Annotated in this window: 20 protein-coding genes; 12 read left to right on the top strand and 8 right to left on the bottom strand. The window is 59.3% G+C overall.

Annotation, left to right across the window (positions count from 1 at the left end; all coding sequences use genetic code 11):
* Nucleotides 1-61: 61 nt before the first annotated feature.
* From AADW22_RS08020 to AADW22_RS08005, 4 genes are all read left to right on the top strand, one after another.
* Nucleotides 62-1,204 (top strand): acyl-CoA dehydrogenase family protein, encoded by a 1,143-nt coding sequence (locus AADW22_RS08020; protein WP_306284732.1) that lies wholly within the window; start codon nt 62-64, stop codon nt 1,202-1,204.
* Entirely contained in the window at nt 1,201-2,244 is a 1,044-nt protein-coding gene (locus tag AADW22_RS08015) for an enoyl-CoA hydratase/isomerase family protein (RefSeq protein ID WP_407473438.1), read from the top strand. The genes AADW22_RS08020 and AADW22_RS08015 overlap by 4 nt, the downstream gene beginning before the upstream one ends.
* A 2-nt stretch (nt 2,245-2,246) precedes the next feature.
* Nucleotides 2,247-3,122, top strand: coding sequence for a 3-hydroxyisobutyrate dehydrogenase (mmsB, locus tag AADW22_RS08010; RefSeq protein ID WP_407474589.1), 876 nt, complete (start codon nt 2,247-2,249; stop codon nt 3,120-3,122).
* Between the two features lie 97 nt (nt 3,123-3,219).
* Nucleotides 3,220-3,660 (top strand): hypothetical protein, encoded by a 441-nt coding sequence (locus AADW22_RS08005; RefSeq protein WP_037944027.1) that lies wholly within the window; start codon nt 3,220-3,222, stop codon nt 3,658-3,660.
* Nucleotides 3,661-3,748: 88 nt separating this feature from the next.
* Here the strand turns inward: AADW22_RS08005 and uvrA are convergent, their stop codons facing one another.
* The 6 genes from uvrA to AADW22_RS07975 form a co-directional block, all read right to left on the bottom strand.
* On the bottom strand, nt 3,749-6,631 hold the full coding sequence (gene uvrA, locus AADW22_RS08000; RefSeq protein WP_037944026.1) for an excinuclease ABC subunit UvrA: 2,883 nt from the start codon (nt 6,629-6,631) through the stop codon (nt 3,749-3,751).
* A gap of 189 nt (nt 6,632-6,820) precedes the next feature.
* The gene (gene lpdA / locus AADW22_RS07995; RefSeq protein ID WP_009826768.1) at nt 6,821-8,215 is read right to left on the bottom strand and encodes a dihydrolipoyl dehydrogenase; all 1,395 of its coding nucleotides are present in this window, start codon (nt 8,213-8,215) and stop codon (nt 6,821-6,823) included.
* 107 nt (nt 8,216-8,322) lie between these two features.
* Entirely contained in the window at nt 8,323-8,889 is a 567-nt protein-coding gene (locus AADW22_RS07990; RefSeq protein WP_407473437.1) for a DUF924 family protein, read from the bottom strand.
* A gap of 81 nt (nt 8,890-8,970) precedes the next feature.
* Nucleotides 8,971-10,233 carry an MFS transporter gene (locus tag AADW22_RS07985; RefSeq protein WP_005852959.1) on the bottom strand — a complete coding sequence of 421 codons (1,263 nt, stop codon included), beginning with the start codon at nt 10,231-10,233 and terminating at the stop codon, nt 8,971-8,973.
* Between the two features lie 74 nt (nt 10,234-10,307).
* The gene (queA, locus tag AADW22_RS07980) at nt 10,308-11,372 is read right to left on the bottom strand and encodes a tRNA preQ1(34) S-adenosylmethionine ribosyltransferase-isomerase QueA (protein WP_407473436.1); all 1,065 of its coding nucleotides are present in this window, start codon (nt 11,370-11,372) and stop codon (nt 10,308-10,310) included.
* A gap of 9 nt (nt 11,373-11,381) precedes the next feature.
* A complete protein-coding gene (locus AADW22_RS07975) occupies nt 11,382-14,726 on the bottom strand; it encodes a DUF3971 domain-containing protein (RefSeq protein ID WP_407473435.1) in 3,345 nt (1,114 codons plus the stop codon).
* Nucleotides 14,727-14,825: 99 nt separating this feature from the next.
* On the opposite strand from AADW22_RS07975, the gene AADW22_RS07970 reads away from it, so the two are divergent.
* The 4 genes from AADW22_RS07970 (at nt 14,826) to AADW22_RS07955 (ending at nt 18,101) form a co-directional block, all read left to right on the top strand.
* A complete protein-coding gene (locus AADW22_RS07970; RefSeq protein WP_180827560.1) occupies nt 14,826-15,287 on the top strand; it encodes a peroxiredoxin in 462 nt (153 codons plus the stop codon).
* Nucleotides 15,284-16,093 (top strand): ferritin-like domain-containing protein, encoded by an 810-nt coding sequence (locus AADW22_RS07965; RefSeq protein WP_407473434.1) that lies wholly within the window; start codon nt 15,284-15,286, stop codon nt 16,091-16,093. Before AADW22_RS07970 ends, AADW22_RS07965 begins: the two co-directional genes overlap by 4 nt.
* A gap of 189 nt (nt 16,094-16,282) precedes the next feature.
* On the top strand, nt 16,283-17,611 hold the full coding sequence (locus tag AADW22_RS07960) for a M23 family metallopeptidase (RefSeq protein WP_005852951.1): 1,329 nt from the start codon (nt 16,283-16,285) through the stop codon (nt 17,609-17,611).
* The gene (locus tag AADW22_RS07955; RefSeq protein WP_005852949.1) at nt 17,601-18,101 is read left to right on the top strand and encodes a polymer-forming cytoskeletal protein; all 501 of its coding nucleotides are present in this window, start codon (nt 17,601-17,603) and stop codon (nt 18,099-18,101) included. Before AADW22_RS07960 ends, AADW22_RS07955 begins: the two co-directional genes overlap by 11 nt.
* 139 nt (nt 18,102-18,240) lie before the next feature.
* Here AADW22_RS07955 and AADW22_RS07950 read toward each other — a convergent pair whose 3' ends face one another.
* Both AADW22_RS07950 and AADW22_RS07945 read right to left on the bottom strand, forming a co-directional pair.
* The gene (locus AADW22_RS07950; RefSeq protein WP_064216830.1) at nt 18,241-18,795 is read right to left on the bottom strand and encodes a peptidylprolyl isomerase; all 555 of its coding nucleotides are present in this window, start codon (nt 18,793-18,795) and stop codon (nt 18,241-18,243) included.
* Nucleotides 18,788-19,294, bottom strand: coding sequence for a peptidylprolyl isomerase (locus tag AADW22_RS07945; protein ID WP_009826761.1), 507 nt, complete (start codon nt 19,292-19,294; stop codon nt 18,788-18,790). Before AADW22_RS07945 ends, AADW22_RS07950 begins: the two co-directional genes overlap by 8 nt.
* Before the next feature lie 131 nt (nt 19,295-19,425).
* On the opposite strand from AADW22_RS07945, the gene AADW22_RS07940 reads away from it, so the two are divergent.
* From AADW22_RS07940 to AADW22_RS07925, 4 genes are all read left to right on the top strand, one after another.
* Nucleotides 19,426-20,619, top strand: a complete 1,194-nt coding sequence (locus tag AADW22_RS07940; RefSeq protein WP_407473433.1) for a phosphoglycerate kinase — start codon at nt 19,426-19,428, stop codon at nt 20,617-20,619.
* Between the two features lie 181 nt (nt 20,620-20,800).
* On the top strand, nt 20,801-21,100 hold the full coding sequence (locus AADW22_RS07935; protein ID WP_005852941.1) for a septum formation initiator family protein: 300 nt from the start codon (nt 20,801-20,803) through the stop codon (nt 21,098-21,100).
* A gap of 177 nt (nt 21,101-21,277) precedes the next feature.
* Nucleotides 21,278-22,288, top strand: a complete 1,011-nt coding sequence (gene pdhA / locus AADW22_RS07930; protein ID WP_005852939.1) for a pyruvate dehydrogenase (acetyl-transferring) E1 component subunit alpha — start codon at nt 21,278-21,280, stop codon at nt 22,286-22,288.
* A gap of 3 nt (nt 22,289-22,291) precedes the next feature.
* Nucleotides 22,292-23,689: a pyruvate dehydrogenase complex E1 component subunit beta gene (locus AADW22_RS07925; RefSeq protein WP_074635088.1), complete on the top strand. Its 1,398-nt coding sequence runs from the start codon at nt 22,292-22,294 to the stop codon at nt 23,687-23,689.
* Nucleotides 23,690-23,699 lie beyond the last annotated feature (10 nt).

The raw sequence follows: 23,699 nt of genomic DNA, 5'->3' as shown, positions 1-23,699 counted from the left end.
CGTGCATGCTTACAATTAAACACACGTTCAATTCGACCGGTCTTGGGAGGGATCACCGTTTATGGATTTCGCACTTTCAGAAGAGCAAACCGCGATTTTCGACATGGCCTATGGCTTTGGCCAGGAACATATCGCCCCTTTCGCCCAGAAGTGGGAGAAAGACGAAACAATCCCCAAAGACCTTTGGCCCAAGATTGCAGAGCTGGGCTTTGGCGGGCTTTACGTGTCCGAGGATGCGGGCGGATCCGGCCTGACGCGGCTTGATGCAACGCTGGTGTTCGAAGCGCTCAGCATGGCTTGCCCGTCGGTCGCGGCCTTTCTGTCGATCCATAACATGTGCGCCAAGATGCTGGACAGCTTTGCCAGTGACGAGCTCAAGTCGCGGATCATGCCCGACATCCTGAGCATGAACACCGTGCTCAGCTATTGTCTGACGGAACCCGGATCGGGCTCTGACGCGGCGGCGCTCAAGACGAAATGCACCCGCACGAACGAAGGCTATACCCTGAACGGCACCAAAGCGTTCATCTCGGGCGGCGGCTATTCCGACGCCTATGTCGCGATGGTGCGCACCTCGGATGAGGGGGCCGCGGGCGTGTCCACCGTCTATGTCGAAGACGGGACGGCAGGGCTTTCCTTTGGCGGGCTAGAGGATAAAATGGGCTGGCGCAGCCAACCCACGTCCCAAGTGCAGTTTGACGATTGCAACATTCCTGCCGGAAATCTGGTGGGTGAAGAGGGGAAAGGTTTCAAATATGCAATGATGGGGCTGGATGGCGGCCGTTTGAACATCGCCGCCTGTTCCTTGGGTGCCGCACAGACCGCGCTGAACGCCACGCTCACCTATATGGGCGAGCGTAAAGCATTCGGCAAACCCATCGACCAGTTTCAGGGTCTGCAATTCCGCCTTGCCGAGATGGAGATCGAACTGCAAGCCGCCCGCGTCTTCCTGCGCCAAGCCGCGTGGAAGCTGGACACGGGCGCGCCGGATGCCACCAAGTTCTGCGCCATGGCCAAGAAGTTCGTGACAGAGGCAGGCAGCAAGGTCGTCGATCAATGTCTGCAACTGCACGGCGGCTATGGCTATCTGGCGGATTACGGCATCGAAAAGCTGGTGCGTGACCTGCGCGTCCACCAGATCCTTGAAGGCACCAACGAAATCATGCGCGTCATCGTGGCGCGGGATATGCTGAAGAACCGATGACCGATATCTCCATCCGTATTTCAGGGCGCGCGGGACGGATCACCCTCACCCGCCCGCAAGCACTGAACGCCATGACCTATGACATGTGTCTGGCCATCGAAGACGCCTTTGACGCTTGGCAGCATGACCCGAACGTTGACCTGATCATCCTTGACGCCGAAGGCGATCGTGCCTTTTGCTCGGGTGGTGACATCGCCGAACTTTACGCCACGGGGACCAAGGGAAACTACGCCTACGGGCGCAAGTTCTGGGCGGATGAATACCGGCTGAACGCCAAGATCTTCGCCTATACCAAGCCCGTCGTCTCCTTCTTGCAGGGGTTCACCATGGGCGGCGGCGTGGGCATCGGCTGTCACGGCTCGCACCGCGTGGTGGGGGAAAGCAGCCAGATCGCGATGCCGGAATGTGGCATCGGTCTGGTGCCCGATGTGGGCGGCAGCCTGATGCTGGCGCTGGCCCCCGGACGGGTGGGCGAATATCTGGGCACAACCGCGTCACGTATGAAGGGTGAAGATGCAATTTACGTCGGTTTTGCAGACACTTACGTCGCAGAGTTAAACTGGCCCGACGTAACCGCCGCGCTTGAGAATTCAGGCGATGTGGCCATTCTGGAAACCGCAAGCACCACGCCGCCTGCCTCAGCGCTCGAGGCGCAGGCGGCCGAGATTGACAGTATGTTCGGCGGCGAAACGCTGGCGGATATCCTCAACGCCCTGCGCGCATCCGACAGCGAATTCGCTGCAGACACGCTCAAGAAGATGCAGCGCAGCAGCCCGTTGGCGATGGCCTGCACGGTCGAGATCATCCACCGTCTGCGCGGCCCCTCGCTGAGCATCGAGAAGGCGTTGGATATGGAATACCGCTTTACGTTCCGCGCGATGGAGCATGGCGACTTCCTTGAAGGGATCCGCGCGGCGATCATCGACAAGGACCGCAGCCCCAACTGGCAATATGCCGATATGAACGTCCCCCTTGCCGCGACAGCCAAGATGCTGCGCCCGCTGGCCGAGGACGCCCTGACACTGGAGAGAACCACATGAGCATGAAGATCGGATTTATCGGACTGGGCAACATGGGCGCGCCTATGGCGACCAACCTCGCCAAAGCGGGCCACGAGGTGACGGGCTTTGACGTCGCGGGCACCACGGCAGAGGGCGTGCGCGTTGCAGACAACCTTGAAGCCGCCGTGGCGGGCATGGACGCGGTGATCACAATGCTGCCCAACGGGTCGATCCTGCGGCAAGTGGCGGCGCAGGCAATCCCCCATATGGCGCAGGGCATGTTGTTCATCGACTGTTCCACCGTGGATGTGGAAAGCGCGAAGAACACCGCGCAAGCCGCTGAAGACGCTGGCATAATGGCCGTTGACGCCCCCGTGTCTGGCGGTATCGGCGGGGCATCTGGCGGCACGCTGACCTTTATGGCCGGCGGGTCGACGCAAGCCTTTGCCAAGGCCAAGCCCCTGTTCGACATCATGGGGCAAAAGGCGGTGCATTGCGGCGATGCCGGTGCGGGGCAAGCGGCGAAGATTTGCAACAACATGATCCTCGGCGTCACCATGATCGCCACCTGCGAGGCCTTTGCGCTGGCCGATAAACTGGGGCTGGACCGGCAGAAGATGTTCGACGTGGTCAGCACCTCGTCGGGCTACAGCTGGTCGATGAACGCCTATTGCCCTGCCCCCGGTGTTGGCCCCACCTCGCCCGCAGACAATGGCTACACACCGGGCTTCGCGGCGGAGTTGATGCTCAAGGATCTTGGGCTGTCGCAGCAGGCAGCAGAGATGGCAGATGCAGACACCCCGATGGGAGAGCTGGCCCGCGCGCTCTATGCGCAATTCGTCGAGAACGAAGACGGAAACGGCAAGGATTTCTCTGCCATGCTGCCCCGTTTCGAAACCCGCGGCCGCAACGGCTGACAGGAAAAGCAAGCGGGTTCCCGCCGTCTCGTCCCAGCGACGGAAACCCGCGCGCCGTTCGTTTGTTACTGTATCGACACTGTAACGGAGAACGAGCATGAAAACCCTTACCCTCGCCGCAAGCGCCTTCGCCGTGCTGGCCTTCAGCCCGGCCGTACAGGCGGCCTCTGCCTCCTATGGCGCGTCGGGGCATTACGATGTCGCGGCACCGCAGGTGACCTTGGCCAAGCATGATAAGCACGATGACAAAAAGCATCAAAAGCAGCACAAGAAAGCTGTTAAAGAATACAAAAAGGCGATCAAGAAACACGAGAAGCAGCACAGCGACAACGGGCGTCATCTTGCCAAAGGGCATGACAAGCACCACCACGCCAAAGGCGACAAGCTGACGCGCTACGTCGTGATCGAACAGCCCCACCGGCATGGGCTGACCCGCTACAACCGCTACGTTCAGGACGACGGCTATGTCTATGCCGTGGATCCGCAAACCAATGACGTACTGGCACTGATCGGTCTGGCATCGCGCCTTCTAAACTAAACTGCGCCGCGAAATCCTAAGATTTCATGAAAAATGCCCCGCCTGAGTAGGACGGGGCATTTGTATGTCTACCGCATTGTTGGCAATGCTATTCGGCAGCAACCTTACGCGGGGCGAGCATCGGTTTGAGGTAGTGGCCGGTATAGCTCCCCTCGACCTCGGCAACCTGTTCAGGCGTGCCGGTCGCGACCACCTGCCCGCCGCCATCGCCGCCTTCTGGTCCAATGTCGATGATATGGTCCGCGGTCTTGATGACATCGAGGTTGTGTTCAATGACGACCACAGTATTACCCTGATCCACCAGCTCGTGCAGCACCTCTAGCAGTTTGCGCACGTCTTCAAAGTGCAGCCCCGTGGTCGGTTCATCCAAGATGTACAGCGTCCGCCCCGTAGAGCGTTTGCTGAGCTCTTTCGACAGTTTGACGCGCTGCGCCTCCCCGCCCGACAGCGTCGTCGCCTGCTGACCCACCTTGATGTAGCCCAAGCCCACACGCATCAGCGCATCCATTTTTTCGCGGATGCTGGGGACCGCCTGGAAGAAGCTCTGCGCGTCCTCGACAGTCATATCCAGCACGTCAGCGATGGATTTGCCCTTGAACTTCACCTCAAGCGTTTCACGGTTATAGCGCTGGCCTTTGCAGGTTTCACATTCGACATAGACATCCGGCAGGAAGTGCATCTCGATCTTGATCACACCGTCGCCCTGACAGGCCTCGCAGCGGCCGCCCTTGACGTTAAAGCTGAAACGTCCGGGCTTGTACCCGCGCGCCTTGGCTTCGGGCAGACCGGCGAACCAGTCGCGGATCGGGGTGAAGGCACCGGTATAGGTCGCCGGGTTCGACCGCGGCGTGCGCCCGATGGCGCGCTGGTCAATGTCGATCACCTTGTCCAGATGCTCCAATCCCTTGATGGTCTCGCAGGGCGCGGGCGTCTGGCGCGCCCCGTTCAGGTTCATCGACGCAGTCTTGAACAAGGTCTCGATCGTCAGGGTCGACTTCCCGCCGCCGGACACACCCGTCACGCAGACGAATTTGCCCAAAGGATAGTCGACCGTGACATTCTGGAGGTTGTTCCCCGTCGCCTTGACCACGCGGATTTTCTTTTTGTTCCCCTTGCGCCGTTTGGCGGGCACCGCGATCTCGCGTTTGCCGGTAAGGTATTGGCCCGTCAGCGAATTCGGATCATTGGCGACCTCTTGCGATGTCCCGTGGCTGACCACCTGCCCGCCGTGCACACCAGCCCCCGGCCCGATATCAAACACATAATCCGCCTCGCGGATCGCCTCTTCGTCGTGTTCAACGACGATCACCGTATTGCCCTGATCCCGCAGGTTTTTCAGCGTCTGGAGCAAGCGGTCATTGTCGCGCTGGTGCAACCCGATCGAGGGCTCATCAAGCACGTAAAGCACCCCTGTCAGCCCCGACCCGATCTGCGAGGCAAGCCGAATGCGCTGGCTTTCCCCCCCGCTGAGCGTCCCGCTAGAGCGTGCCAGCGTCAGATATTCCAACCCGACATTGTTCAGGAATCCCAGACGTTCGCGAATTTCCTTGAGGATCGCGCGCGCGATTTCGTTCTTCTGAACGGTCAGATAATCGGGCACTTTGGTGCACCAGTCAAAAGCTTCGCGGATCGACATTTCAACGACTTGTCCCGCATGCAGCAGCGTATCGCTATCGCCATCCGACGGGCCGATCTTGACAGCAAGCGCTTCGGGCCGCAGCCGGTAGCCGTTGCAGGTGCCACAGGGGCGGTTGTTCTGGTAGCGTTCGAATTCTTCGCGGATCCAGTTGCTATCCGTCTCGCGGTAGCGGCGCTCCATATTGGGGATCACCCCTTCGAAAACGCGGCTGACCTCGTACACACGGCCGCCTTCGTCATAGCGGAACTTGATCTCTTCCTTGCCGGAGCCATGCAGGAACACTTGCTGCACCTTCTCGGGCAGGTCTTTCCACCGCGTATTTTCACTAAATTGATAGTGTTTCGCGATGGCTTCGATCGTTTGCTTGAAATACGGGGACTTACCCTTGCGCCACGGGGCCAGCGCACCGTCATAGACCTTGAGATTCTGGTCGGGCACCACAAGGCGTTCATCAAAAAACAACTCTTTGCCCAGACCATCGCAGGACGGACAGGCACCGAAAGGAGCGTTGAATGAAAACAGACGCGGCTCAATCTCGGGGATCGTGAAGCCGCTGACAGGACAGGCGAATTTTTCGCTGAAGGTATGACGCTCGGGCTCGCCCTCGGTCGGGGCGGTTTCCAGCACGGCGATCCCATCAGCCAGATCAAGCGCTGTGCGCAGGGAATCCGCCAAGCGCGTCTCTAGCCCCTCACGCACCACGATACGGTCGACAACCACGTCGATGTCATGGCGGAACTTCTTGTCCAGCGTGGGCGGCTCGTCCAATTCGTAGAAGTCGCCGTTCACTTTTACCCGCTGAAAGCCCTGCTTGCGCAGCTCAAGAAACTCTTTGCGGTACTCGCCCTTCCGGTCACGAATGATCGGGGCCAGCAGATAGGCGCGCGTGCCTTCGGGCATGGTCATCACGCGATCAACCATATCCTGCACCTGCTGCGCCTCGATCGGCTTGCCGGTCGCGGGGGAATAGGGCGTGCCGACGCGCGCAAAAAGCAAGCGCATATAGTCATAAATCTCGGTGACCGTCCCCACGGTAGAGCGGGGGTTTTTCGACGTGGTCTTCTGTTCAATCGAAATCGCTGGCGACAGGCCGCTGATGTGATCCACATCGGGTTTCTGCATCATATCAAGGAATTGCCGCGCATAGGCGCTGAGCGATTCCACATAGCGTCGCTGCCCTTCGGCATAGATCGTATCGAACGCGAGGCTCGATTTACCCGACCCGGAAAGCCCGGTAATCACAACCAGCTTATCGCGCGGAATGTCCACGTCGATGTTCTTTAGATTGTGTTCGCGCGCGCCGCGCACTTCGATGTTCTTTAGCTCAGCCATATCGGACCCCCGTTAACGCTTAGTACATAGGTGCGTGCTACGGATTCTCCAACGAAAAAATAAGAACACAAGGGGAACGACACTATCGCGGCGCATTTTGGGCTGCCATTACGACGGCAAACGCCCGGCAACATTGAATATGTCACCGGGCGTTGCAAAGATCAGGACACCGCTATGCGCGGGCAAAGGCTACATATGGATAACGCGTCCGTAAGCATCCAGTACGGATTCATGCATCATTTCTGACAAGGTCGGGTGCGGGAAGACGGTGTTCATCAGGTCTTCTTCGGTGGTCTCAAGCTGACGCCCCACGACATAGCCCTGGATCAGCTCGGTCACCTCGGCACCCACCATATGCGCGCCAAGCAATTCGCCTGTTTTAGCGTCAAAGACGGTTTTGATCATCCCCTCGGGCTCGCCAAGGGCAATCGCCTTGCCATTCCCGATGAAGGGGAAGCGACCCACCTTAACGTCAAAGCCAAGCTCTTTCGCCTTGGCTTCCGTATACCCGACGGACGCGACCTGCGGGTGACAATAGGTGCAGCCGGCGATGGACTCCGGTTTGACCGGGTGCGCGTGTTGACCCGCGATCAATTCGGCAACCATCACCCCCTCGTGCGAGGCTTTATGCGCCAACCAAGGAGCACCGGCGATGTCACCGATGGCATACAGCCCCTCGACGCCGGTCCGGCAATATTCATCGGTCACGACATGGGTCCGATCAATTTTCACGCCCAGATCCTCCAGCCCAAGATCCTCGACATTGCCAACGATACCCACGGCGGAGATCACCGTGTCAAACTCATGCTTGGTCACCTTGCCGCCCGTTTCGATATGGGCAGTCACCTTGTCATCAGCGCGGTCCAGTTGTTTAACAACGGCCTTCTGCATGATCTTCATGCCCTGTTTTTCGAACTGCTTTTTCGCGAATTTGCTGATTTCTTCATCCTCGACGGGAAGGATTCGATCCATCACCTCGACAACAGTCGTGTCTGCGCCCAAGGTATTGTAAAAGCTTGCGAATTCGATACCGATCGCGCCAGACCCGATCACTAGCAGCTTTTTCGGCATATGGGGCGGCTGCAAGGCATCCTTGTACATCCACACGCGTTTTCCGTCTGCTTCCAGCCCAGGCAGGTTGCGTGCCCGCGCACCGGTCGCCAGCACGATATTCTTGGCGGTCAGCGTCTCTTCCCCGTCTTTCGACTTAACCGACACTTTACCTTTGCCCGCTAAGGTCGCCGCGCCCATGAAGACCGAGACTTTGTTCTTTTTCATCAAATGCCCGATACCGCCGGACAGCTGCCCCGCAACTTTGCGCGACCGTTTGACAACTGCCTCCAGATCATAGCCGATATTGTCTGCCTTCAGGCCAAACTCGCTTGCGCGCTGCATCAGGTGGAAGACTTCCGACGACCGCAAAAGCGCTTTGGTCGGGATACAGCCCCAGTTAAGACAAATGCCGCCTAGATGCTCACGCTCTACAATGGCGACCGAAAGCCCCAGTTGCGCGCCCCGGATGGCCGCAACATAGCCCCCCGGCCCCGCACCAATCACGATCAGATCAAAGGATTTCGCAGCCATTATGCAACCTCGCAGCACGTATTGAAATTTAGTTTAGTGGTAAACTATCTCGCGAGCGTCAGCAACTCGGAGAATTCCGATCCAGGATCAAACTGCCTGACCCGCATTTACGTGAGTGTCCGCAGGGTATAGGCATACCCCCCGTCGTCAAGATATTCGGTTTCAGCGGCGGTGCTTCGCCGACCCAAGGCGTTGTTGCGATACGGAAATCTGCCGAATTGCCGGATCACCTTGCGATGTGCGCGCGCATGCCGCAGCGTCTCCTCGGCTTCGTGCATACGGTCACAGACCAGCCGCACGCAGTGATCCTGATCGGTCAGACTTTCTGAATGCATGAACGGAAGGTAAAAAAATTGCCGTTCAGGCGGCGCAATAAGTCTATCCCATTCGTTGCGCACAGCGGTTTGAGCCGCCCGCAAGGCCCGCAAATCGGTCGAAAACGCCTTCCCCTGCCCGCGAAACATATTGCGCGGAAACTGATCCGCCAGAATGAGATAGGCCAAAGTGCCTTTCGCGTCAGTCAGCCAATGGTCCAACCGATGGGTCCCGATGAGCGACCAGGTGTCCAGAAACTGTGACCGGATCGCGGCATCAAGGTCATCATCCACCGCATACCATCCCGCAGGCCCAGTTTCCTCCAGCCAGAACCGACGTACGTCCTCAGGCGTTTTCATAGCCTTGCCTCCTTTGACCACAGAAAAGATCAAACTTTTCTAATTTCATTAGACACAAGATGTAACGAATTAGCAAAACGTCTAGGTCGGCTCCGCTTCCGCGGTTTGTTCGCTTTCGATCGCGTATTCCTGTGCCAATTCGACCGCAACGGTCGTCGCAGCGGGGTAAATCGGGATGTAGTTACCCGTTTCATCCGCAGGAATGGCCGGACGTACCGTCGCGCGGTAGGACGCGTAGACCGCCAAAGCAAAGAACAGAACCGCCGTGAACAGGTAGAACCCACCCGGCCCAAGCGCGGTGCCCATCATCCAGCCGGTGATCACCGGACCCAGAATAGCGCCCAACCCGTTAATAAAGATCATCCCGCCGGAGGCCGCGGCCATATCCTCGGGCTCAAGGAAGTCGTTCGTGTGCGCAATTAGAAGCGAATACAGCGGGTTAGACATGCCGCCCACGACAAAAGCGGTCAGCAGCAACACGCTAAAGTTATGCCCCAGCAGCATGCCGATGACAGACCCGATACCCCCAATGATGGAGGTGATAACGATCAAAAGGCGACGGTCCATCCGGTCCGAAACCCAGCCGATCGGGTACTGCAAAACCACCGAACCCACGAAAAATGTCGCAACGAAGATCGAAATCTGCGCCACGGTCAGCCCGGCTTCGGCACCGTAAACCGAGGCCATCCCGAACTGCGCCGAAAAGACCCCGCCCAACAAGAACATGCCGACACACCCCAAGGGCGAGAAGCCGGCCAATTCGCGCAAGCTCATCGGTTTGGTGGTGTCGAACGCGGGCGTCGGGCTGATCGACAGCAAAATCGGCGTCACTGCCACGCTGACCAGCACTGACGGAATAACGAACAGGACAAAGCCTGAAGGGTCCGCGGTGAGCAAAAGCGCTTGCGCAATAACGATGCCAAAGGTTTGCACGATCATATACAATGACAGCGCCTGCCCCCGGTTTTCGTTAGTCGCAGCGTTGTTGAGCCAGCTTTCTGCTGTCACGTAAACCGCAGAAAAACAAAAGCCGATCAACACGCGGCCCACCGACCAGACAGCGACGTTCGGGAAGGTCGGATACAGGATCATGACAGCCGAGATCATCGACGCCAGCGCCGCAAAGACCCGCACGTGACCGACGCGCCGGATCATACCCGGTGCCATACGCGAGCCGCCCAAAAAGCCCACGAAATATGCCGACATCACGATCGACATTTCGAAGGTCGAAAATGCCTCGATCCCGCCGCGAATCCCCAAGAGCGTACCTTGCATGCCGTTGCCCACCATCAGCAAACACATGCCCAACAAAAGCGCCCATGCGCTGCTCAGTACCTGAAACATCTTACGAATCCTTTAACGCGATCAGCCCCCTCCCTGACGGCGATCCCAGGAGGTGTCACCCCCCCGAACGACATTCAGGCGTTTATTTGCGTCTTTGGAAAGAGCAGCGACGCATCGCCATAGGAGAAAAACCGATAATTCGATTCAATCGCGTGATTGTAAATCTTTTGTATAGTTTTCTGCCCCATCAATGCCGAAACGAGCATCATAAGGGTCGACTTCGGAAGATGGAAATTCGTCATCAACGCGTCTGCGACATTGAATTCAAAACCGGGGGTAATGAAAATATCGGTATCCCCTTCCCAGGGTTGGATATTCCCGGACCGCGCAGCGGTCTCGACCAGCCGCAAGGCAGTGGTCCCAACGGGTATGACCCGCCCGCCAGCAGCTTTGGTGGCGGAGATTTCGGCAGCTGCCTGCGCGCTCACCTGCCCCCACTCGCTGTGCATCTTATGGTCAGCAATGTCATCGACCTTCACAGGCAGAAACGTCCCCGCGCCCACATGCAAGGTGACGTGGCTAAAGCGCACCCCCATCGCGGCGAGCTGATCCAGAAGGGGCTGATCAAAGTGGAGCGACGCCGTAGGCGCGGCCACTGCGCCCGCGTTCTTGGCGAAAACGGTTTGATAATCCGTCATGTCCTGCGCGTCTGCCGGACGCTTGCCCGCAATATAAGGCGGCAATGGCATCGCACCGGCATCATTCAGCGCGGCGTCAAAATCGTCGCCGCTGCAGTTGAACCGCAGTCGACCCTGCCCATCCTCGACGCCAATCAAACGCGCAGAAAGATCGGCGCTAAAGACGACAGTCTCGTCAATCTTGAGCTTTTTCAACGGCTTGATCAGTGCAGTCCAATCCGCATCGCCCCGTGGCTCCAGCAAGGTTACTTCGATACGCGCCTGTACCGGCCCCTGTGCGCTGTCCCGGTGGCGAAGCCCCGACAACCGCGCCGGAATGACCCTTGTGTCATTCAGCACCAGCCGATCCCCGGGACGCAACCAATCGGTCATATTGGCGACGGTCGTGTCAGTAATATGATCCCCCTGCGCAACGAGCATCTTGGCCGACGTACGGGGGACCGCAGGGCGCGTCGCGATCAAACGCTCGGGCAGTTCAAAATCAAAGTCACTGAGTTTCATACGCGCCCGTTAGCGCCCCTCAAAGCGTTGAGCAACAGGTTTTTGCGGCGCGGGGGTGGCAGCCCCCCCATCCTGAGCGGGCGTCGTGCGTGGGGTGCTGCGAAAAATATCCCGCATCGCACCGGGCACAAACCCCGACAGCGGGTTCACCGAGACAGACGGGCTCTGCACCGTACCGCCGATAGAGTAGTTGAAGCCCAAAAGCCCCTCGCCCTTACGGGTCAGAAAACTGGCTATTCCGTTCAACATATATACAGGAGAGATCACACCCTGCAGCGCCATCTGGCCGGTGTCAGTGGCAAAAACCCCATCCATAGAAATCCCAAGCGACGCCCCTGTCGCGCTGGCTTGGGTCAGGTTAACGCGATTGGAAGACAGGCGAAAATCAGCTTCGACCGTGTCAAAATATATCCCGTCCCCGTTCAACTCGTTGATCAGCCCGACCACGGAAACCGCGTTCACCAGCGCTGCAATCGTCGGGGCGTCCTTGATACGAACGTCTTTAATCTCTGCATGACCGTCGAAAGCACCGCCCGATCCGGCGGGTACCAGGGTCAACGAAAGCGCGCCGCCGTGGACTTGTTGTGCAATGTTGGCAGACCTCAAAACGCCACCAGCATCGGTTGCCGTCAATTGCACCGCGCTACGACCATCCTTGGGTACGACGCGACCAGAAACCGGCGCGCCCCCGTTCAAGGCTGCCGTGAACCGTCCATCCAGGCCACGCGCGACGTTAAATTCGCCCTGCATTCCTGTCAGGGCAATCTTGTCAGTGACCTGCAACCGATCCAGCGACAACAACATCGGCGGGCTCGCGACCCCGTTGGGCTTGCTTTTTCCGAGCTCCGCCCTGCGCAAATCAAGACGGCCGCCCTTCACCACCAGCTGCACCGGGCGACCTGCCCCCTGCCCGATCAGATCCACAGGCACATCCAGCCAGTTCCCGACCTGCAATCGATGAAATTGCAATCTGTCCAACGCACCACTTGGGTGCAATGTGACATCTCCTTGCGCCGACAACCCCGCGGCGCTGATTTTCAAGGTATCGACGTCTGGAACCGGCCCAAGCCGCCCCGATATCTCCAACGTGCCCGTCTGGGATCGCGCTTTGCTCCAGCCGATCTGTGGAACGGTGATGCTCAACCCCCGCAGATCCGATGTGACGGAAAAATCAGGGGGTTGGCCTTTGACCAGATCCATCGCGAACCACGCCCGCCCTTCACCTGCTATCGTATCAGGGGGCAGCGCGATCTTGAAAGTCTCGAGCGTTTTGGCGTTCAGCGCAATATCTGCCCTGACACTGCTCGCAGCGCCCGGCTTCCCGAAGGGTTGGGACCATTCGCCGTCAAAGGGAACGCCGTCCAGCTCGCCCTCGCCCTTGATCGTCAGGCCGCTGTTGGACGCGTTCAATGTCAGCTGGTCTGCACGCAGCGCGCGATCTTTGACCAGACGGTCGCTTTGGAATTCCGCCAGCGTTCCGTTTATGTCGAAGATCGTCAGCTTCGGGTCAGAGCCTTTTTTCATTGGAAAGGACAAAGTTCCCGCCAACTGGGCCCGTGCATCGACGACGTCAACCGGCAGGTTGGCCTTGTCCATCGCCTGCAACGGGGGCCGGTTCAACAGCGCCAGGACCGATGTGATGTCCGCATCGGCGCGCAACCGAACTATGCCGGGCGGGCCGTCCTTGACCGTGACATCCGGCATGATGAACGACGACCCGTTCACCGACACAGGCGTCTCGTCGGGCGGTGTGATCACCCCGGTATCCACGCTGACAACAAAGCGGTTGCGCGAAAGGCTCGCATGACCGCTGCCGTCGGTGATATTCGGCATGGTGCGCAAAAATCGAACCTCGGCACCCTGAAAATCAAAGTCGAGGTATGCTTGCGGTGCCTCGCCTGGCTTCAAGCGAAAGGCAAGGTCAACGTCGCTCAACGCGCCGGCGTAGATATTTTCGTCCACCCACTTGCGGGTTTTTGGTTTGACGTTTTCTGGCCAAAGCTCAAGCAGGCGCGCTGGTTTCAACGCGTTCAACCCAGCATCCAGTGCAACTTGCCACCCCTGCGGCCCCGCCCGCAAATCCCCCGACAGGTTCAACGTCGTCCCCCCGTCAACGATATCCATACGGCCGACGGACATGTGAAACGGGTTGAAGGTGATTTTGGCGTCCAGGTCGGCACCCTCAATCGACACAGGGGTGTCATAAATATCGGCAGGGTCAGCCACCAGATCGCGCAGACGGACCTGTGCGACCAGCTCGCCCAGTTTCCCGCTGTCATCAATACCCAGACTTGCGGCCCCCTCGATCCGGCCCGACACCCATTTGCTTTCGACCGAAAGCTCGTCAAAACGCAGCAGACGCTGATCTGGGTCATAGCTGAAATAGCTGCGGGCCCCGTCAAAGGGGATCGGCGTAGCACGTTCATTAGGCTGAACCACCCCGGCCCCGATCTGCAGCGTCGCGTTCAGCGGCTCGAAGGTGCCGTCCTCGTCAAGGCTGCTGCGCACCGAACCGGAGATAGACGCGCGCAGCACTTTCAACCAAGCAAATGCTGGGTTCTGCACCGCGATGTCGCCCGCGCTCACGCCATCGAAATTGACGCCGAACTGCGACGCGGTATCGCGGATTTTGCTGCTGTAGTTGGCAGAAAGCGTGGCCACATCCGCCCCCCCGCCCAAAACGGCGAGCTCGGCCATCATCCGCAGGTTATCGCCTTCGCGGTCCAGCAACAGCCGCCCGCCATCCACAGTCCACATCCTGTCGGACTGCAGATCGGTGTAGCGCAAAGTCAGGGCGCGCAGCTCTATCGACCGCAGCCGCGACAGCGCCTTCGTCTCGAACACTGTATCAAGCTGGCCGATCAACTGCGGCATCGTGGCCGCCCGCCGCTCTGCCGGGGCGGTCCCGCTTGCTGCGCTCAGCGCGACGCGGCCATCCTTATCGCGACGCAAATTGGCCACCACCCCGGACATCGCAATATCGCGCGGCTGCACATCGCCTGCCAGCAGGCCCTGAATGGAAAAACTGGCCCGCACTTCGCGGAAGGCGGCAAAGCTAACCCCTTGGGGGTTGGTGATATTCACGTCGCGCAGCCGAACGCGCGGCCGCCACCCTTCGTCCACGATCAACACCATCTCTCCAAAGCCGATCCGCGCAAGCGGCATATCTTTGGCAAACCGCTCTTCGATGCGCGTCTCGAGCCATCCCGGCACGACAATGGGGCTGCGGATCATATAGATGGCAGCCCCCGCGATGGTGGCAACAATCAGCGAAATAACCAGCAGCGACCATTTGGTGGCTTGCCAAAGTCGTCTCCGCTTGGGGCTGCGGGGGGCTGCGCTGGTGTTGGGCATGGGCGTCCGGTTTTTAGGGCGGCTTGGGGTTTAAGTTTTGCCAAGCCCGACTAGTATGACAGTGCAGACAACGGCTTCCAATACATAAGAAAGTGACCCATGCCAGAGATTTCCCAACCTGCACCAGACTTTACGCTTCCTGTGACGGGGGGTGGCGAAATTTCGCTCTCCGATCTGCGGGGCAAGGCTGTGGTTTTGTATTTCTACCCCCGTGACGACACGCCGGGCTGCACCAAGGAGGCCGTGGGGTTCTCCGAACATCTTGAAGCATTTGCCGACGCCGGTGCCGTGGTTTTTGGCGTGTCCCGCGACACAATGGCAAAACACGACCGTTTTGCGGCCAAACATACCCTGACGGTTCCCCTGCTGGCCGATATCGATGGGGCCGTGACCGAAGCCTATGGCGTCTGGGTCGAAAAGAATATGTACGGCAAAAAATCCATGGGGATCGAACGCGCCACCTATCTGATCGATGCGAGCGGCAATATCGCCCGCATCTGGCGCAAGGTGAAAGTCGCCGGTCACGTGGAAGAGGTACTGGACGCGGTGCGCGCCCTATGATCGCGCTGGCCCAAATGGCGGAAAACGTGCTGCGCACTGCGGATGGCCGTGAAAAAACCGCGCTTTCTCACAAATACGCGGCCGAGTGGCGGGCTGCCCGCGCCGCAGGCGAGGCACCGGAAATCGGCGCGTCAAACCCGCCGTTGCGCCCCGCCCGCCCCGACAAGCCAGAACTTTTATCGCCCCGCGATGTGCCCCACCGCAAGCCCGGATCGCCCGAAGGGCGCATCGCCTTGCTGCACGCCGTGGCCCATATCGAATTGAACGCGGTTGATCTGCACTGGGACATTATTGCGCGCTTTACCGATGTCAAAATGCCCATGGGATTTTACGATGATTGGGTCAGCGCCGCCGACGATGAATCCAAACATTTCAATCTGATGTGCGATTGTCTTGAAGCTTTGGGCAGCCACTACGGGGCCTTGCCCGCCCATGCCGGTATGTGGCGCGCAGCCGAGGATACGGTGGATGATTTCATGGGTCGTCTCGCCGTTGTGCCTATGGTGCTTGAGGCGCGCGGGCTGGATGTGACGCCCAATATGATTCAGGTGTTCAAAAGCGCCAAGGCCACGCAGGCCGTCGACGCGCTTGAGGTGATTTACGCCGAAGAGGTCGCGCATGTAGCCTATGGGTCAAAGTGGTTCCACTTCCTGTGCGGGCGTCACGAGCTTGACCCGAAAGAGGCGTTCCACGATCTGGTGCGCACCTATTTCCACGGTGTTCTCAAGCCCCCGTTCAACGAAGAGAAGCGGGCAGAGGCCGGGATTCCACCGGATTTTTACTGGCCCTTGACCGAGAGTGTTTAAAATATTCGCCCTCCAAACCGTTGAATCGGCAATTTATTGCCAAATTTGTCGTTAAACTTTCATTAACCGCCTGTGGGAAAGCCTGAAGGGTTGCCCGACGGACCCCCACTGGCTAAGCACGGCGGGTGACAATCAGCGCGCGGTGGGGGCCTTGCGTGCTGTGACAGGGACGGAACAAGGATACCACGCGTGCGGACAAGGTTTGCGATCAAAATTCATTCGGCGCTTGAACGGTTTTTTCCCGAACGCCGCGTTTTTCTGAAATCCGATACCGACACACGCTTTATCCGCCTGCGCCCCGTTACCCAGCTTTTCGTCTTCACCGGGGCTTCGCTGTTTGTGGCCTGGTCGATCGTCGCCACCGCCGTGATCCTGATGGACAGCATCGGGTCGGGCAATTTTCGCGAACAAGCCAAACGCGACCAACGTACCTATCAGGCCCGGTTGAGCGATCTTTCAGCGCAGCGCAATGGGCGCGCGGAAGAGGCCGTTGCCGCGCAGGAGCGGTTTAACGCCGCGCTGAAGCAGATTTCGGTCATGCAGTCCGAGCTGCTGCAATCCGAGACGCGCCGCCGCGAGCTTGAGACCGGCATCGAAGTCATTCAAAGCACCCTGCGCGACACGATGAAAGACCGCGAAGCTGCGCGCACTCAGGTTGCCGAACTGGAAGGGGCCGCCGCCGGCGAAGGTAAAGCGACACGCGCTGCCAACGGATCCTCCGCCCCGATTTCCCTGCTAGCAGAGGCGCTTGAGCGTACCGCCGCCGAACGCGATCAGGTGGTGATTGATGCGCAAGACGCGCTGATCCAGGCGGATGAACTGAACCAGAAGCTGGCCTTGATGCGCGAACAGAACGACGCGATTTTCCGCCAGCTTGAAGAGGCGATGACCGTTTCTGTTGCCCCGCTTGATAAAATGTTCCGCAGCGCGGGCATGCCGACCGACCGGATGCTGGCCACCGTGCGCCGCGGTTATTCCGGTCAGGGTGGCCCGCTGATGCCGTTAAGCTTTTCCACACGGGGGGAGGCTCCTTCCCCGGACACCCTGCGCGCCAACCGTCTGCTTGGCCAGATGGACAAGCTGAACATGTACCGCATTGCCGCGCAAAAAGCGCCCTTTGCGAACCCGCTGAAATCCTCGTTCCGCTTCAGCAGCCCGTTCGGCTACCGCCGCGATCCCAAGACGGGGGGCCGCCGGATGCACAGCGGGACAGATTTCGCCGCCGGTATGGGCACGCCCATCCACTCCACCGCCGAAGGGGTTGTGACCCACGCGGGCTGGAGCTCTGGCTACGGGCGACTGGTTAAAATCCAACATGAATTCGGGGTCGAGACACGTTACGCACACATGTCTAAATTGCGCGTAAAAGTCGGCCAAAGGGTATCGCGCGGACAGCGGATAGGTGATATGGGAACATCAGGACGGTCTACTGGTGTCCACCTGCATTACGAAGTCCGTGTCGGTGGCAAGGCTGTAAATCCAATGATCTTTATCAAGGCTGCAAACGATGTTTTCTAAAAGCAAAATCAATGATCCCGCTCCTAAGTCCGACGCAGACACGTCCAGCACCGCTGCACCGTCATCCTCTGCACCGGCTGCGCCCAAGCAAAGCGAATTCAAGGCCAGCGCGCCCAAGGCAAAACCACCTGCCTCCGTGCTGTCCTCCGATCTGCACATCACCGGCAACTTGAAAACAACCGGCGACATCCAGGTTGAAGGCACCGTGGAAGGCGACATTCGCGCCCATCTGCTGACCATCGGCGAAACCGCGACCATCAAGGGCGAAGTGATCGCCGATGACGTTGTGATCAACGGTCGTATCGTCGGCCGCGTGCGCGGTTTGAAAGTCCGCCTGACATCGACCGCCCGCGTCGAAGGCGACATCATCCACAAAACCATCGCCATCGAATCCGGTGCGCATTTCGAAGGCTCCGTTCAGCGTCAGGACGACCCGCTGAACCCCGGCGCGAAATCCGCCCCTGCACAAAAGCCGAACCCGGCGTCCTGATCGGACAAGGGTGATGAATGTAAAAGGGCGTCGCACTGCTGCGACGCCCTTTTTCGTTGAGATATCAAAATCTTCGGTTGCGAAGTGCTGCGCGACCAAAGCGGGGCAAAGGCGCAAGCACCCCTGCCCTTCGCGATGATTATTCGGTCACCTTGACCTCGACCATACGGTCGGGCGTGCCGGTGACAGCACCGTTACCGCCGGTCCCGCGCTTGATCGCGTCCAGCACGTCCAGCCCTTCGGTGACTTTGCCCACAACGGTGTATTGCCCGTTCAGGAAGTGCCCCTGGTCAAACATGATAAAGAACTGCGAGTTCGCGGAATCCGGGCTCTGGCTGCGAGCCATGCCGACGACACCGCGGTCAAAGGGGATGTCCGAGAATTCGGCAGGCAGGTCAGGCAGGTCGGAACCGCCCATGCCCGCGCGGCCTGTGTCCCCACCAGCCTTGCCAAATTCAACGTCACCGGTCTGCGCCATGAACCCGTCGATCACGCGGTGAAATACCACGCCATCGTAGGCCCCTGCTTCGGCCAGCTCTTTCAGCCGTGCCACATGCGCGGGGGCCACATCTTCGGCCAGATCGATCTTGATGGTGCCTTGCGCTTCGCCATCCACGGTGATCGCCAGACCATCCGCAAAAGCCGCCCCTGCCATCACGGCAGAGGCAACGCCTGCTGCAATCAGATTACGCATCAGCGGCAACCTTGACGCTGATCATCCGATCAGGGTTCGCTGGCGGCTCGCCACGGGTGATCGCGTCGACATGCTCCATCCCCGAGATGACCTGACCGTAAACGGTGTACTGACCGTTCAAGAAGTCGTTGTCTTTGAAGTTGATGAAGAATTGGCTGTTTGCGCTATCGGGGTTGGCGGAACGCGCGGCACCGATGCTGCCACGAGCGTGCGGCACTTTGGAGAATTCGGCTGGCAGGTTCGGCATGTCCGACCCACCGGTCCCCGCGGCGCGCAGGTTGAAATTGTCTTCCATGTTGCCGTTGGCCACGTCGCCTGTCTGCGCCATGAACCCTTCGATCACGCGGTGAAAGGCCACGTTGTCGTATTTACCAGCGCGGGCCAGTTCCTTCATACGCTCTACGTGTTTGGGGGCCACATCAGGCAACAGCTGGATGGTGACAGTGCCGCCCTTCAGTTCCATCAGGATCGTGTTTTCGGGGTCTTTGATCTCGGCCATGCCGGTCTCCTTTAAGAATTTCGTTGGCAATTACCTAGGACGTGCAAGCGCAATTGCCAAGCGGGTCCATTGACCCTGACGGCAATAACGGCAAAACACGACGGGAATTGTGGTTTTACACGAGGGACAAGATGGGCTGGAAAGCATTGGATGACATGGACCTGCGCGGCAAGCGGGTTCTGGTGCGCGTGGATATCAACGTGCCGGTTGAAAACGGCAAGGTAACGGACGACACCCGCATCCAGCGGATCATCCCCACCCTGCGCGACATTCTGGAACAGGGTGGCACCCCTGTGTTGCTGGCGCATTTTGGCCGCCCCAAGGGCAAACGCGTGCAGGATCTGAGCCTGCGTGTCGTCCTCCCCGCGCTGGAGGATGCCTTGGGCCGCAAAGTCGTGCTGGCCGAAACGCTCGAGGCCGCCGAGGCGGGCACCGAAGAGATCAACGCCGCCGATGTATTGCTGCTCGAAAACATCCGTTTCTATCCGGGCGAGACCGAGAACGACCCCGATTTTGCCAAACGTCTGGCCGGTTTGGGCGACATCTATTGCAATGATGCTTTCTCTGCCGCGCACCGCGCCCATGCGTCGACCGAAGGGGTCGCGCGGCTCTTGCCCTCTTGTGCGGGCCGCTTGATGCAGGCCGAGCTTTCGGCGCTTGAAGCCGCGCTGGCCACTCCGAAACGCCCCGTCGGCGCGGTGGTGGGCGGTGCCAAAGTATCGACCAAGATCGAGCTGTTGGAAAACCTCGTGAACCGGCTGGATCTGTTGGTGATCGGGGGCGGCATGGCCAATACGTTTCTGGGCGCACAAGGCGCAGATCTGGGCAAGTCCCTGTCTGAACCCGATTTTTACGACACCGCCAAGGATATTCTGACACAGGCGGAAAAGGCCGGCTGCCGCGTTTTGCTGCCCGTAGATGGGCTTGTCGCGCGGGAATTCGCCGCCCATGCCGCGCATGAGGTCGCAGCCCTTGGGGCCGATACCGTACTGGCAGCGGACCAGATGGTACTGGACGCAGGCCCGAAGACGGTTGAACTGGTCAAAGACGCGTTTGACGGCCTGAAAACCCTGATCTGGAACGGCCCCATGGGCGCGTTCGAGATCGCCCCCTTCGACACCGCAACCGTCGCCGCGGCCAAGGCAGCGGCTGCGCTGACACGCGACGGCGCGCTGATCTCGGTGGCGGGCGGTGGCGACACCGTGGCCGCGTTGAACCAGGCAGGTGCGGCGGAGGATTTCACCTATATCTCCACCGCGGGCGGTGCCTTCCTTGAATGGATGGAAGGCAAGACCCTCCCCGGCGTCGCCGCGCTGGACGCCTGACCTTATCCCCCGCCAGTCGCGGCGCTGCGATGCGACTGGCGGGAAAGATATGCGACATCCTTGCCCAACCCCCTAAAAAGATGAACATTTTCTTGCCAATCGCAAGACGGGGGATTCCCTTCGCGAATCACCTGTGTCATACTGGGGGAACGTCCACTAAGAGACGATTAAAGGCAGATACATGAATCGCAGCAGCAAACCCGCTTTTGGCACCCTCTTGTTTTTCGCGATCGCCTTCGCGCTGAGCCTCTATTTCGCTTTCGCGGCGATTCAGGGGAACTACGGCCTGTTTCGCCGCGCCGAGATCGTGGCCGAAGCGCAGGATCTGCGGGTACAGCTTGCACAGGTGCAGATTGATGTGGCGCGGATGGAGAACCTGACCCATCGTCTGTCTGACGAATATCTTGATCTCGACCTACTGGACGAACAGACCCGCAAGGTGCTGGGGATGATCCGCGCCGATGAAATCGTGATCCGCTGATACCCGCGCATCATCCGGCATAATCCCCCGCAGCGTCATAAAAAATTCACGCCCCGCCAGCAGGGTATTGCGTGACTTGTAAATGCCTCTCGCCATCATTGCTCGAATCCGATAAGAGATAGTTTAACGCTAAACTATTTTGCGCGTGCGCGGGACAAACTACGGAGGAATTGCCCCATGGCTGCCCAGAAACCGACGAAAAAGACAAACGCCAGCGCCGAAGAGCTCAAGGCCTATTACCGCGATATGCTGCTGATCCGGCGGTTCGAGGAAAAAGCGGGCCAGCTCTACGGCATGGGGCTGATCGGTGGTTTTTGCCACCTGTATATCGGACAAGAAGCGGTGGTCGTCGGGCTTGAAGCCACGGCCAAGGACGGCGACAGCCGCATCACCACCTACCGCGACCACGGGCATATGCTGGCCTGCGGCATGAACCCCGACGGGGTGATGGCCGAACTCACCGGCCGCGAAGGCGGCTATTCCCGCGGTAAGGGCGGGTCCATGCATATGTTCTCTAAGGAAAAGAAATTCTATGGCGGCCACGGTATCGTGGGCGCGAACGTGCCCCTTGGCGCGGGCATCGCCTTTGCGGACAAGTATAAGGGCAACGACAACGTTACCTTTACCTATTTCGGGGATGGTGCCGCGAACCAGGGTCAGGTCTACGAGACGTTCAACATGGCCGCCCTGTGGAAACTGCCGGTGATTTTCATCATCGAGAACAACCAATATGCCATGGGCACCTCGCAGCAGCGCTCTACCTCCAGCGCTGAAATCTGGGAACGCGGCAAGGCATTCGGCATCCCCGGCGAAGCAGTGGACGGCATGGATGTGCTGGCGGTCAAGGACGCGGGCGAACGCGCGGTGAAACACTGCCGCTCGGGCGACGGCCCCTATATTCTGGAAATCAAGACATACCGCTACCGCGGGCATTCCATGTCGGACCCGGCCAAATACCGGACCCGCGAAGAAGTGCAGAAAATGCGCGACGAACGCGACCCCATCGAACAGGTGCGCAACATCCTGCTGGAACATAAACACGCCAGCGAGGACGATCTGAAAGCGATCGACAAAGAGATTAAGGAAATCGTTAACGCAAGCGCCGAGTTTGCCAAAGAAAGCCCCGAACCCGCGGCGGAAGAGCTTTGGACAGATATCTACGCAACCGAAGTCCCACAGGAGGCTTGAACCATGGCAATCGAAATTCTCATGCCCGCACTGAGCCCCACAATGGAAGAAGGCACGCTTGCCAAATGGCTGGTCAAAGAGGGCGACACCGTGTCCTCGGGTGACATCATGGCCGAGATCGAAACCGACAAGGCCACGATGGAATTCGAAGCCGTCGACGAAGGCACCATTGGCAAGATCCTGATCGACGCCGGCACCGAAGGCGTCAAGGTCAACACCCCCATTGCCGTGCTGCTGGAAGAGGGCGAAGACGCCTCTGACATCGACAGCGCCTCCAGCGCCGCACCGGCGGAACAGACCAAAGCCGACGACAGCGACGACGCTAAATCCGACAAAGCGCCCGCCGCCGCCAAGCCCGATGCCGAAGCCCCGAAAGCCCCAGAAACCGACACCACCCCAGACTGGCCCGAAGGCACCAAGCTGAAACAGCAGACCGTACGCGAGGCCCTGCGCGACGCCATGGCCGAAGAAATGCGCCGTGACGAAGACGTGTTCCTGATGGGCGAGGAAGTCGCCGAATACGAAGGTGCCTATAAAATTTCCCAAGGCTTACTGGACGAATTCGGGGCCAAGCGGATCATCGACACGCCGATCACCGAGCACGGGTTTGCCGGTATCGGTGTGGGTGCTGCCTTTGGCGGGCTGCGCCCCATCGTCGAATTCATGACCTGGAACTTTGCCATGCAGGCGATCGACCACATCCTGAACTCCGCCGCGAAAACGCTTTATATGTCCGGCGGTCAGATGGGCGCGCCAATGGTCTTCCGCGGACCAAACGGTGCCGCTGCCCGCGTCGGCGCGCAGCACAGCCAGGATTACGCCGCGTGGTACATGCAGATCCCCGGCCTCAAGGTGGCGATGCCCTATTCTGCCTCCGATGCCAAAGGCTTGATGAAAACCGCGATCCGCGACCCCAACCCCGTCGTTTTCCTTGAAAATGAAATCATGTACGGCAAATCCTTCGATGTGCCCGATGTCGAGGATTATACCGTCCCCTTCGGCAAGGCCCGCATCTGGCGCGAGGGCACAGATGTCACGATCGTCAGCTTTGGCATCGGCATGACCTATGCGCTGGAAGCCGCTGAAAAGCTGGCCGAAGAAGGCATCGACGCCGAAGTCATCGACCTGCGCACCCTGCGCCCGATGGACACCGCCAGCATCATCAAGTCGGTGATGAAGACCAATCGCCTTGTCACCGTCGAAGAGGGCTGGCCGCAAGGCTCCGTTGGGAATTACATCTCAAGCGTGATCATGCAGGAAGCCTTTGACTATCTGGATGCGCCGGTGATCAACTGCACCGGCAAAGATGTGCCCATGCCCTATGCCGCAAACCTCGAAAAACTGGCGCTTGTCACCACGGACGAGGTTATCGCGGCGGTCAAAAAAGTCACCTACAAGTAAGGAGCGGTCC

This window comes from Sulfitobacter sp. PM12, assembly GCF_045586035.1.
Lineage (GTDB): Bacteria > Pseudomonadota > Alphaproteobacteria > Rhodobacterales > Rhodobacteraceae > Sulfitobacter > Sulfitobacter pontiacus.
Note: the sequence above shows the minus strand (reverse complement) of the source record. Positions and strands in the feature narration are given on the sequence as shown.